The organism is Streptomyces sp. NPDC054794 (assembly GCF_053611585.1).
Map to the genome: position 1 here is coordinate 108,500 of NZ_JBSHAQ010000030.1, position 11,815 is coordinate 120,314.

An 11,815-nucleotide genomic window follows, 5' to 3' on the forward strand; every position below is an offset into this window, starting at 1 on the left:
CGTTCATTTTGGTAAACTCCGGTCGGGGGGGTTGGGGGGGGGGGCGTCGCCGCGGGGGGCCGGCGGGCGCGCGCGCCCGGGGGGGGGGGGGGGGGGCCCCCGGGGGGGGCCCCACCCCTCTCGCCTGCCCGCCGCGACCGTGACCGCGGTCGCGGGACGCGCGTGCGCTCAGTCGCGCGAGTTGCCGAACAGGATGCGGTAGACGATCAGCAGGACGAGCGAGCCGCCGATCGCGGCGGCCCAGGTGGGTCCGTCGTAGAAGTTCTTGGTGATCGGGTGGTCCAGCCAGCGGGCCGAGATCCAGCCCCCGATGAACGCGCCCGCGACGCCGATGAGCGTCGTACCGATGAAGCCGCCGGGGTCACGGCCCGGCAGCAGGATTTTGGCGATGGCTCCGGCCAACAGTCCCAGGATGATCCAACTGATGATGCCCATGCCGTGAACCTGCCCCCTCGTGCTGTGTCCGCACTGTTCCGGCCCTGTGATTTCCGTCGGAGCCGGCTGTGCTTCGCAGGCCTGTCTGGCGTGCTGTGTTCCGGGGTGTCCCTCGCGCGCCTGTTCGTGCCGTGTCGATGCAGAGGACGCCACCCCCGCACCGGGCGGTTGCAGGGGTCAGTCACCGGGCGGTTGCAGGGGTCAGTAGGGTGCGGCGCATGACGAGCTCCGAATCCAGCCTGCGCCGCACCCTGGGCGTCCGGGACGCCGTGGTCGTCGGCCTGGGCTCGATGGTCGGGGCCGGGGTCTTCTCCGCCCTGGGACCCGCCGCGCGCGCGGCGGGCACGGGCCTGCTGCTCGGGCTCGCCGTCGCGGCCGTGGTGGCCTACTGCAACGCCGCCTCCTCGGCGCGGCTGGCCGCCCTGTACCCGGCCTCGGGCGGGACGTACGTGTACGGGCGGGAGAGGCTCGGGGACTTCTGGGGCTACCTCGCGGGCTGGGCGTTCGTCGTCGGCAAGACGGCCTCCTGCGCGGCGATGGCGCTCACCGTGGGCGCGTACGTCTGGCCGGCGCAGACGCACGCCGTGGCGGTCGCCGCCGTGGTGGCGCTGACCGCGGTGAACTACGGCGGCATCCAGAAGTCCGCCTGGCTGACGCGGGTCATCGTGGCCGTGGTGCTGGCAGTCCTGGCCTGCGTGGTGGTCGTGTGCCTCACCTCCGGTCAGGCCGACGCGGGGCGGCTGCGGATCGGGCTCCCGTCCGGCGTGGGCGGGGTGCTTCAGGCCGCCGGTCTGCTGTTCTTCGCGTTCGCCGGGTACGCCCGGATCGCGACGCTCGGCGAGGAGGTGCGGGATCCGGCGCGCACCATTCCCCGGGCGATCCCGCTGGCTCTGGGTATCGCGCTGGTGGTGTACGCGTGCGTGGCGGTGGCCGCGCTCTCCGTGCTGGGCGCGGACACTCTGGGGCACGCGGAGGCGCCGCTGACGGACGCGGTGCGGGCGGCCGGGGCGCCGGGGCTGGCCCCCGTGGTGCGGGTCGGAGCCGCCGTGGCCGCCCTGGGATCACTGCTGGCGCTGATTCTGGGCGTGTCACGGACGACGCTCGCCATGGCCCGCGACCACCATCTACCCGGGGCGCTGGCGGCCGTGCACCCGCGGTTCCAGGTTCCGCACCGGGCGGAGCTGGCCGTCGGCGCGGTCGTGGCAGTGGTGGCCGCGACGGTGGACGTACGGGGTGCCATCGGGTTCTCCTCCTTCGGTGTGCTGGCCTACTACGCCGTCGCCAACGCCTCGGCGTGGACGCTGAGTCCGGCGCCGCTCAGGCGCGCGGTGCCGGTGGTAGGGCTGGTGGGCTGCGTGACCCTGGCGTTCGCGCTGCCCACGGCCTCGGTGGTGGTGGGTGCGGGCGTGCTGGCGCTGGGGGCGGGGGCCTATGGGGTGCGGCGGTGGGCGGGGCTCCGCTAGCAGCCGCCTTCATCATGCAGGCCTCGGCCGGTGAGCGGGCGAGCCTGTGGACAGCCCCGGCTCTGTGGAAAACGTAAGACGTAAACCCCTGCCATCGGCGGCCGCATGACGGGGAGTCGGGCCGCATCCCGGCCCGACTCCACCGTGTTGGGTCAGCGCGTCGCGAACGGCTGGTCCGTGGGCACGATCTCGCGTCCCAGCGGGAGCAGTGAGACGGGGATCAGCTTGAAGTTGGCGATGCCGAACGGGATTCCGATGATCGTGATGCACAGCAGGATGCCGGTGACGATGTGCGCGAGGGCCAGCCACCAGCCGGCCAGGATCAGCCACAGGACGTTGCCGATGCAGGAGCCGGCTCCGGCGTCGCGGCGCTCGACCGTCGTGTACCCGAAGGGCCACAGGGCGTAGACGCCGATGCGGAACGCGGCGATACCGAACGGGATTCCGATGATCGTGATGCACAGCAGCACACCCGCGAGCAGGTAGCCGAGGAACAGCCAGAATCCGCTCAGGACGAGCCAAATGACGTTCAGGATGGTCTTCACTGGTGGCGACCTGCCATCTTTTCGAGCCGGGCGATGCGCTCCGCCATCGGCGGGTGCGTTGAGAACATCTTGGACAGTCCCTGGCCCGGGCGGAAGGGGTTCGCGATCATCATGTGGCTCGCGGTCTCGATTCGGGGCTCCGGAGGCAGCGGAAGCTGCTTCGTGCCGGCCTCCAGCTTGCGCAAGGCGCCGGCGAGGGCGAGTGGGTCGCCGGTGAGCTGGGCGCCCGAGGCGTCCGCCTCGTACTCCCTGGAGCGGCTGATGGCCAGTTGGATGAGGCTGGCGGCGAGCGGGCCCAGGATCATGACCAGCAACAGGCCGAGCACGCCGGGGCCGTCGTCGTCGTCCGAGCGGCCGATCGGGATGAGCCAGGCGAAGTTGACCAGGAACATGATCACCGAGGCGAGGGCGCCGGCGACCGACGAGATGAGGATGTCGCGGTTGTAGACGTGGCTGAGCTCGTGGCCGATGACGCCGCGCAGCTCGCGCTCGTCCAGGATGCGCAGGATGCCCTCGGTGCAGCACACGGCGGCGTTGCGCGGGTTGCGGCCCGTGGCGAAGGCGTTCGGCGCCTCCGTCGGCGAGATGTACAGGCGGGGCATGGGCTGGCGGGCCTGTGTGGAGAGCTCACGGACCATGCGGTACAGGGCCGGAGCCTCGAACTCGCTGACGGGGCGGGCACGCATCGCGCGCAGCGCCAGCTTGTCGCTGTTCCAGTACGCGTACGCGTTGGTGGCGAGCGCGACCAGGACGGCGACGATCAACCCCGTACGGCCGAAGAGGCTGCCGATGACGATGATGAGTGCCGACAGTCCCCCGAGGAGTACTGCGGTCCTGAGCCCGTTGTGCCGGCGGTGCACGGTACGCCCTCCAAGTGGTGCGGCAGGGGAACCCTTTGCTTACTGATCTCCGGTGCCACTGGTGCCGTGGTGTCACGTCCAGTGGACCCTCCCGCACTGGTCAACGCCAGGCGGGGGCCACTAGTTCCCTTGTGCGTGCGGCGGCGGGCATGCGCCGTCCGGGTGACGGTCCGCGCTGAGCGGCACGCGCGTATGGCGGCCTGCCGGCCCACGCGCGCGTGCCGGGGTGTCAGAACAGGCCGGTGTCCGCGAAGCGGAGCACCAGCTGGGGCGCTCCGGACAGGGCGACGCCGAGGACCGCGGTGAGGCCGATCGCGGCGGTGAGCGGGGCCGGGACGCGGTGCCGGGCGGGCTCGCCCTCGGGGGCGCGGAACAGCAGGGCCGTCCACTGGAGGTAGTAGAAGAGGGCGATCACCACGTTGACGGCCATGACGACGGCCAGCCAGCCGAGTCCCGCGTCGACGGCCACCGAGAAGACGGTGACCTTGGCGAAGAGGCCGATGATGCCCGGCGGCAGTCCGGCGAGGCACAGCAGGAAGAAGGCCAGGGTGAGGGCCGCGAGGGGGTTGGAGGCGTACAGACCCCGGTAGTCCGTGAGGCGGTTGAGGTGCTTCGTACGGCTCACCACGGCGGCCACCGCGAAGGCGCCGAGGTTCACGGCGGCGTACATGAGGGCGTACGCGACGGTGGAGCCGACGGCCTTCTGGCCGTCCTTGACGTAGCCGGCGGCGGCGATCGGTACGAGGAGGTAGCCGGCCTGCCCGACGGAGGACCAGGCGAGCAGCCGGACCGCACTGTACGCGCGCGTGGCCTGCTGGCGCAGGGCGCCGACGTTGCCGACGGTCATGGTGAGGGCGGCCAGGACGGCGAGCGCGGGGCCCCAGACGTCGGCGTACGACGGGAGGGCGACGACGGTGACGAGGATCAGGCCGGAGAAGCCGACGGCCTTGCCCACGACGGACAGGTAGGCGGCGACCGGGAGGGGGGCGCCCACGTAGGTGTCGGGCACCCAGAAGTGGAACGGCACGGCGGCCGTCTTGAAGGCGAAGCCGACCAGGGTGAGGACGACGCCGGTCTGGGCCAGGGTGTGGAGCTGTCCGTCGACGTGCTGGATGCGGTCGGCGACCTGGGTGAGGTAGAGGCTGCCGGTGGCGGCGTACACGAAGCTGATGCCCATCAGGCTGACCGCGGTGGCGGTGACCGAGGACAGGAAGAACTTCAGGGCCGCCTCGGAGGACTTCCGGTCGCCGTGCCGGATGCCGACCAGGGCGAACGCGGGCAGGGAGGCGACTTCGAGGGCCACGATCAGGGTGGCGAGGTCGCGCGAGGCGGGCAGCAGGGCGGCGCCGGCCGCGGAGGACAGCAGCAGGAACCAGAACTCCCCTTCGGGGAGTCTGCGGCGCCCGTCCTTGAGCGCGGTGACCGACAGCAGGGCCGCGAGGAGGGCACCACCGAGGACGAGGAACTGGATGACGAGGGTGAACCGGTCGGCCGTGTAGCTGCACACGCCCGGGTTGCCGGTCAGGCAGAAGGTGCTGCGGTCGCCGTCCAGGAGGGGCAGCAGCAGGAGGGCCGAGGCGGCGAGTCCGGCGACGGACACCCAACCGAGGACGGCCTTCCGGGCTTCGGGTACGAACAGGTCGGCGACGAGGACGACGAGCGCGACGACCGCGGCGACGGTGGGCGGGGCGATGGCGAGCCAGTCGACGGACTGGACCACGGACGCGGCCAGCGGCTGGGCCAGGGCGCTCATCGGGTGCCTCCTGCGAGGAGCTGCTGCACGGCCGGGTCCGTCAGGCCGAGGAGGACCTTCGGCCACAGTCCGGCGACGACGGTGAGGGCGACGAGCGGGGTCCAGGCCGCGAACTCGTAGCTGCGTACGTCCGCGAGCTTCGGGACGTCCTGCGGCAGGGCGCCCATGCAGACGCGGCGGACCACGACGAGCATGTACGCGGCCGTCAGCAGGGTGCCGAACGCGGCGATGGACATGAAGGTGAGGAAGGCGGGGCGGCTCAGGTCGGCGGCGGGGTTGAAGGCGCCGAAGAGGGCCAGCATCTCGCCCCAGAATCCGGCCAGGCCCGGCAGGCCGAGCGAGGCGACCGCGGCGAAGGCGAGCAGGCCGCCCAGGCGCGGTGCCTTGCCGTACAGCGCGGCTCCGGTCTGGAATTGATTCGGCGCGGCGGAGCCGCTCGTTGTGGGGTGGCGGTCGGGCGACGGGAGGGAGAGGGTGTCGAGGTCGGTGGTGCCCGTGCGGTCCTTCAGCCCGCCGACCAGGAAGAAGAGGAGGCCGGTGATGAGGCCGTGGGCGATGTTGGCGAACAGCGCGCCGTTCACGCCGGTCGGGGTCATCGTCGCGATGCCGAGCAGGACGAAGCCCATGTGGCCGACGGAGGAGTAGGCGATCAGGCGCTTGAGGTCGCCCTTCGCGCCCTGCTTGGCGAGGGCCAGGCAGGCCAGGGATCCGTAGATGATGCCGACGACCGCGAGGGCGGCGAGATACGGCGCGAAGATCCGGAACCCGTCGGGCGCGATCGGCAGGAGGATCCGGACGAACCCGTACGTACCCATCTTCAGCAGGACGCCGGCCAGCAGGACCGAGCCGACGGTCGGCGCGGCGGTGTGGGCGTCCGGCAGCCAGCTGTGCAGCGGCCACATCGGCGTCTTGACCGCGAGCCCGATCCCGATCGACAAAACCGCGATGACCTGCACGGATGTGGTCAGCGACCGGCCGTTGTCAGTGGCGAGTGCCACCATGTCGAATGTGCCCGCCTTGATTCCGATCAGGAGCAGGCCGAGCAGCATGACGACGGACCCGAGCAGCGTGAAGAGGATGAACTTCCAGGCGGCCTGGGTCCGGCCCTCGCCGCCCCAGCGGGCGATGAGGAAGTACATCGGGACGAGCACCATCTCGAACGCGAGGAAGAACAGCAGCAGGTCGAGGACGGCGAAGGTCGCGAGGGTGCCGGACTCCAGGACGAGCAGCAGCGCGACGAAGGCCTTCGGGTTCGGGCCCGCGGCCCGCGGCGTCAGCCGCTCATGTTGCTGCTTGAAGTAGGAGTACAGCGCGCAGAGGAAGGTCAGCAGCGCGGTCAGGACCAGAAGGGGGAGGGAGATGCCGTCGATGCCGAGGTGGATCCGCACGTCGAGTGCGGGGATCCAGCTGATGTCCGTCGTGGCCTGCATCTTCGACGGCTGGTCGTGGTCGAAGCCGAGCGCCAGGACGATCGCGGCGATGAGGATCGCGCCGGTCACGGTCACGCCGTGCCGCAGCACGGCCTGCTCGGGCGACTTCCCCTTCAGCCCGGGCGGGGCAGGCAGGAGAGCGGTGACGGCGCCCAGGAGCGGGCCGACGACGACGAACGCCAGAAGGAACTGCATCACGGACTCGTTGATATCGATCACGCCTGCTCACGCTCCCGTGGCGACGAGGAGGACGGCGACCGCCAGGACGACGGTGCCGGCGAGCAGCGCGCTCACATAGGTCTGCACATTGCCGGTCTGCGCGCGCCGCACGGCTGCCCCGAGCAGACGGGGCAGCGCGGCCGCGCCGCACACATAGGTGTCGACGACCTCGCGGTCGAGGAACTGGACGAGACTCGCTCCGGCCCGCACCGGGCGGACGAACAGCGCCGAGTACACGGCGTCCAGGTGGAAGCCGACGGCCGCGTGCCGGTACAGCGGGCCGAGCAGCAGCCGCCCGGGGTCCGCAGGGTCGGCCGCGTAGGCCACGTCGCCGTACGCCGGCTTGTGGCCGGCGATGGCCTCCTCCTCGACCAGCCCGGCGTCGCCCTCGGGGTGGGCGGCGACCGCGCCCATCGGTACGCGGGCGGCGAGTGCGCTGGTGTGCTGCCAGGCGCCGTAGGTGGCGAGCAGGCCGACCAGGGCGAGGCCCGTGCCCAGCACCGAGGTGAGCAGGGTCGGCGTCAGGTCGCGGCCGCCGAACCAGTCGGGCAGCGTGCGGTAGGCGAGCCCGCCGAACGCGAGCGAGGGGACGGCGAGCACCCACAGCACCACGGTCATGCTGAGCGGCTGACGGCCGTGGTCCGGGGCCTCGGCTCCCCGGCCGCGGAAGGCGAGCAGCCACAGGCGGGTCGCGTACGCGGCGGTGAGCAGGGCGGTGACCAGACCGGCGACGAGCACGATCCAGCCGGTGCTGCCGGGGACGCGCTCCGCGTGGCCGGTGGCGACGTGCTCGGCGGCGCCGAGGACGGACTCCTTGGAGAAGAAGCCGCTGAAGGGAGGGATCGCGGCGAGGGCGAGGAGGGCCACGCTCATCGTCCAGTAGGCGTCAGGGACACGGTCGCGCAGGTGGCTCATGCGGGACATGGCGGCCAGTGAGTTGGTGCCGGCGGCGTGGATGATCACGCCGGCGGCGAGGAACAGCAGCGCCTTGAAGGCGCCGTGCGACAGGAGGTGGAAGACGGCGGCACCACGGTCGCCGACGGCGAGGGCGCCGGTCATGTAGCCGAGCTGGCCGATCGTCGAGTAGGCGAGGACGCGTTTGATGTCGTCCTGGGCGAGCGCGCAGAGACCGGAGCCGATCATCGTGACGGCGGCCATGACGGCGAGGACGACCATCGCGGCCGCGGAGGCCTCGAAGACGGGGAGGAGCCGGGCGACGAAGTAGACACCGGCGGCGACCATCGTCGCGGCGTGGATCAGCGCGGAGACGGGCGTGGGGCCCGCCATCGCGTCGGGGAGCCAGGTGTGCAGCGGGAACTGCGCCGACTTGCCCGCCACGCCCGCCAGGAGCAGCAGCGCGATCAGCGTCGGGTGGTCGAGTCCGCCACTGGCGACGGTGCCGAGCACCTTCGTGATCTGGAAGGACCCGGCGTCGGTGGCCAGGGCGAACAGGCCGATCAGGAAGGGGACGTCGCCGAGCTTGGTGACCAGGAAGGCCTTGAGGGAGGCGGCGCGGGCCTCAGGGGTCTCCCAGTAGTGGCCGACCAGGAAGTAGGAGCAGATGCCCATGACTTCCCAGCCGACCAGCAGCACGATCAGATCGCCCGAGTAGACGACCAGGAGCATCGCGGAGGTGAACAGGGAGACGAGAGCGGCGTACGAGGGGTAGCGCGGGTCGTCGCGCAGGTAGCCGGTGGAGTAGATCTGCACGCAGGTGGCGACGACGCCGACCAGGACGGCGACGAGGGCCGCGAAGCCGTCGATGTACAGGGACAGCTCGATCGGGATCGAGCCGGTGGGCGTGAGCTCGGTGGCGGCGCTGATCGCCTGGCCGCCGCCCTGGCGCCCGGCGACGAGCACGGCCAGCACCAGTGCGGTGAGGGTCGGCAGGACGGCGAGCGGGCGGACGAAGCCGGGGGCCGTGCGGCCCAGGAGCAGGCCGGCCACGGCGGCGAGGAACGGCAGGAGGGGGACGAGGACGGCGAGGGTGGTCGTGGTCACGTGGTGGCCTCAGCCTTCTCGGCCGCGGGGGCGTCGCTGTCGGGGCCGTCGGTCTCGTGGCCCTCGGCGGTGTCGCGGAGTCTGTCGATGTCGGAGGTGCCGCGGTTGCGGTAGACGGCGAGGACGATCGCCAGGCCGATGCCGATCTCGGCGGCGGCGATGGCGATGGTGAACAGGGTCAGGGCCTGGCCGGAGTGCAGGGTGTCCCGGGCGGTCTTGCTGAGCCAGACGTCGAAGGCGACGAGGTTGAGGTTGACGGCGTTGAGCATCAGCTCGACCGACATCAGGACCAGGATCGCGTTGCGGCGGGCGAGGACGCCGTACAGGCCGGTGGAGAAGAGGAGGGCGGAGAGCACGGCGGGATAGGCGAGGTGCATCAGCGGGCGCCTTCCTTCTCGGCGCGGCCGCGGCGGGCGTCCGGGACCGTCGGGGTGCCGGTCGTCTCCGCCTTGGCCTTGCGGGACAGGACGATCGCGCCGACCAGGGCGGCGAGGAGGAGCACGGAGAGGGCCTCGAAGGGGAGGACCCAGTTCTGGAACAGGCTCGCGCCGGTGACCTCGGTCGATCCGGCGGCCGGGCCGTGCAGGTCGATCCAGGTGGTGCGGAAGGCGTCGACGACCACCCAGACCAGGGCCGCCGCGGCGGCGAGGGCCACGGCGAGGGCGGCCCACCGGTTGCCGGAGTCGGCGTCCGGGGAGCGGCCGATGGGGGCCCTGGTGAGCATCAGACCGAACAGGAGGAGGACGACGACGGAGCCGACGTAGATGAGGACCTGCACCCAGGCGATGAACTCGGCGGTGAGCAGGAGGTACTCGACGGCGAGGCCGCCGAGGGTGACCACGAGCCACAGGGCGGCGTGCACCAGTTGCCGGGTGGTGACGGTGACCAGCGCGGCGCCGAAGGTGACCAGGCCGACGAGGAGGAAGGCGATCTCGACACCGTTCGGGGAGAGGAAGCCGTGGGGTGCGGCGGCGGCGAGGTTCACGCGTCCCCCTCCTGCGGCTCGGCCTGCGCGGCCGCGAGCTTCTCCGCGGTCTTGCGGGCGGCCGAGAGTTCCTTCGGCTCCTCGGCGGCGGGGTCGAGGGCGGGCGGGGCCGGGACGGTCCACATCCACTCGCGGAGCTTGTCGCGCTCGTGGGTGAGCTCGTGGATGTCGGTCTCGGCGTACTCGAACTCCGGGGACCAGAACAGGGCGTCGAAAGGACAGACCTCGATGCAGATACCGCAGTACATGCACAGGGAGAAGTCGATGGCGAAGCGGTCGAGGACGTTGCGGCTGCGCTCGCGGCCGCCGGGGGCCGCGGGCGGGACCGTCTCCTTGTGGGAGTCGATGTAGATGCACCAGTCCGGGCACTCGCGGGCGCACAGCATGCAGACCGTGCAGTTCTCCTCGAACAGGCCGATGACGCCGCGGGTGCGGGGCGGCAGGTCGGGCTGGACCTCCGGGTACTGCGCGGTGACGGTCTTCTTCGTCATCGTGCGGAGGGTGACGGCCAGGCCCTTGGCCAGGCCGCTGCCGGGGATACGGGAGCGGGTGGGCGGGAGCGACGCAGCCATGGCTACTGGATCACCACCTTGACGATGCCGGTGAGGGCGATCTGGGCGAGGGAGAGGGGGACGAGGAGGGTCCAGGAGAGCTTCTGGAGCTGGTCTTCTCGCAGGCGGGGGTAGGTCACGCGCAGCCAGATGACGACGAAGGCGAGGATCGCGGTCTTCAGCAGGGTCCACAGCCAGCCGAGGCCGTCGGCGCCCCAGGGGCCGTGCCAGCCGCCGAGGAAGAGGACGGTGGTCAGGCCGCACAGGACGATGATTCCGGCGTACTCGGCGAGCAGGAACAGGGCGAAGCGCAGGCCCGTGTACTCGGTGTACGCGCCGAAGATGATCTCCGAGTCGGCGACCGGCATGTCGAAGGGCGGCCGCTGGAGTTCGGCGAGACCGGCGACGAAGAACACGAACGCGCCGACGATCTGCCAGGGCAGCCACCACCAGTGGAAGGCGTCGAGGATGCCGGGCAGGGAGACCGTGCCGGCCGCCATCGCCACCGAGGCGGCGGCGAGGAGCATCGGGAGTTCGTAGGCGAGGAGCTGGGCGGCGGTGCGCAGGCCGCCGAGGAGGGAGAACTTGTTGGCGCTGGCCCAGCCGGCCATGAGCGAGCCGAGCACGCCGACGCCCATCACCGCGAGCACGAAGAAGACACCCGCGTCGAGGACCTGGCCGACCGCGCCCTCCCCGGGGCCGATCGGGATGGCGAGCAGGACCAGCAGGTACGGGAGGAGGGCGACGGCCGGGGCGAGCTGGAAGATACGGCGGTCCGCGCCGGTCGGGACCACGTCCTCCTTCTGCGCGAACTTCACGCCGTCGGCGATGAGCTGGGCCCAGCCGTGGAAGCCGCCGGCGTACATCGGGCCGAGGCGGCCCTGCATGTGGGCCATCACCTTGTGCTCGGTCTGGCCGACGATCAGAGGGAAGGTGAGGAAGACGACGAAGACGACCAGAAGTCGCAGGGCGACGTCGAGCGCGCCGTTCACTGCGGGCCTCCTGTGGGGTCGTCGTGGGCGGGGGTTTCCGGGGTGGAGGTTTCGGGGGCGGACTCCTCGGCGCTGGGCGCCGCATCAGCCCGGCCCGCTTCCGTCGATTCCGTCGATTCCGTCGATTCCGTCGGTTCCGGTTGCGGGGCCTTCTTGTCCTCCGGCTCGTCGAAGGCCGGGCGGGCGTGATGCCAAGGGGCGTCTGTGCTGCGCGCGGCGGTGGACCGCCCTCCGCCGGGGGCACCCGCACCCGCACCTGGCACGGTGGGCTCCGCCGGCTCGGACGCCTCGGCCGGCTCGGCAGCCTCCGTCTCTCCCACCCGCTGCGAGGCGGACCCCCCGCTCGCGCTGCGCGCGCGACGCGGACCGGTCGCACCGGCGGCGGTATCCGCAGCACCGCCCTGCTGACTCGCCGAGCCTTCGGAGGCACCGCGCGCCCGCCGCGGCCCGCGACTCGCAGAACTCTCCTCCACCGAAGCCGACACCTCGGGCGACGCTTCCGCAGAAGGCCCGGCCCCGGCCGCCCCCTCCGCGGAAGCGGCCGGCTCCAGTGGTGCCCCCTGGCTGGCCGACCCCTCCGC

Annotated in this window: 11 protein-coding genes; 1 reads left to right on the top strand and 10 read right to left on the bottom strand. The window is 71.8% G+C overall.

The features are described 5' to 3' along the window. Nucleotides 1-168: 168 nt before the first annotated feature. A complete protein-coding gene (locus ACWGKT_RS29010; RefSeq protein ID WP_235459188.1) occupies nucleotides 169-435 on the bottom strand; it encodes a GlsB/YeaQ/YmgE family stress response membrane protein in 267 nt (88 codons plus the stop codon). A 218-nt stretch (nucleotides 436-653) separates the two neighbouring features. Between ACWGKT_RS29010 and ACWGKT_RS29015 the strand changes: the two genes are divergently transcribed. Then, nucleotides 654-1,898 carry an APC family permease gene (locus ACWGKT_RS29015; protein WP_453276010.1) on the top strand — a complete coding sequence of 415 codons (1,245 nt, stop codon included), beginning with the start codon at nucleotides 654-656 and terminating at the stop codon, nucleotides 1,896-1,898. A gap of 152 nt (nucleotides 1,899-2,050) precedes the next feature. Here ACWGKT_RS29015 and ACWGKT_RS29020 read toward each other — a convergent pair whose 3' ends face one another. The 9 genes from ACWGKT_RS29020 to ACWGKT_RS29060 all read right to left on the bottom strand — a co-directional run bounded on the left by ACWGKT_RS29020 (nucleotide 2,051) and on the right by ACWGKT_RS29060 (nucleotide 11,234). After that, nucleotides 2,051-2,443: a YccF domain-containing protein gene (locus ACWGKT_RS29020; protein ID WP_235456143.1), complete on the bottom strand. Its 393-nt coding sequence runs from the start codon at nucleotides 2,441-2,443 to the stop codon at nucleotides 2,051-2,053. Then, complete coding sequence (gene htpX, locus ACWGKT_RS29025; RefSeq protein ID WP_356148756.1) at nucleotides 2,440-3,303, bottom strand: zinc metalloprotease HtpX; 864 nt, start codon at nucleotides 3,301-3,303, stop codon at nucleotides 2,440-2,442. Before htpX ends, ACWGKT_RS29020 begins: the two co-directional genes overlap by 4 nt. Nucleotides 3,304-3,532: 229 nt before the next feature. Then, entirely contained in the window at nucleotides 3,533-5,056 is a 1,524-nt protein-coding gene (locus ACWGKT_RS29030) for an NADH-quinone oxidoreductase subunit N (protein WP_453276011.1), read from the bottom strand. Beyond that, nucleotides 5,053-6,705, bottom strand: a complete 1,653-nt coding sequence (locus ACWGKT_RS29035) for an NADH-quinone oxidoreductase subunit M (RefSeq protein WP_453276012.1) — start codon at nucleotides 6,703-6,705, stop codon at nucleotides 5,053-5,055. Before ACWGKT_RS29035 ends, ACWGKT_RS29030 begins: the two co-directional genes overlap by 4 nt. A 6-nt stretch (nucleotides 6,706-6,711) precedes the next feature. After that, a complete protein-coding gene (locus ACWGKT_RS29040) occupies nucleotides 6,712-8,706 on the bottom strand; it encodes an NADH-quinone oxidoreductase subunit 5 family protein (RefSeq protein ID WP_453276013.1) in 1,995 nt (664 codons plus the stop codon). Continuing rightward, nucleotides 8,703-9,083 (bottom strand): NADH-quinone oxidoreductase subunit NuoK, encoded by a 381-nt coding sequence (nuoK, locus tag ACWGKT_RS29045; protein WP_356148768.1) that lies wholly within the window; start codon nucleotides 9,081-9,083, stop codon nucleotides 8,703-8,705. The genes ACWGKT_RS29040 and nuoK overlap by 4 nt, the downstream gene beginning before the upstream one ends. Continuing rightward, nucleotides 9,083-9,691 carry an NADH-quinone oxidoreductase subunit J family protein gene (locus ACWGKT_RS29050; RefSeq protein WP_453276014.1) on the bottom strand — a complete coding sequence of 203 codons (609 nt, stop codon included), beginning with the start codon at nucleotides 9,689-9,691 and terminating at the stop codon, nucleotides 9,083-9,085. The genes nuoK and ACWGKT_RS29050 overlap by 1 nt, the downstream gene beginning before the upstream one ends. Next, nucleotides 9,688-10,263, bottom strand: coding sequence for a NuoI/complex I 23 kDa subunit family protein (locus ACWGKT_RS29055; RefSeq protein WP_356148774.1), 576 nt, complete (start codon nucleotides 10,261-10,263; stop codon nucleotides 9,688-9,690). Before ACWGKT_RS29055 ends, ACWGKT_RS29050 begins: the two co-directional genes overlap by 4 nt. 2 nt (nucleotides 10,264-10,265) lie before the next feature. Next, nucleotides 10,266-11,234 carry a complex I subunit 1/NuoH family protein gene (locus tag ACWGKT_RS29060; RefSeq protein WP_235456135.1) on the bottom strand — a complete coding sequence of 323 codons (969 nt, stop codon included), beginning with the start codon at nucleotides 11,232-11,234 and terminating at the stop codon, nucleotides 10,266-10,268. Between the last annotated feature and the right edge of the window lie 581 nt (nucleotides 11,235-11,815).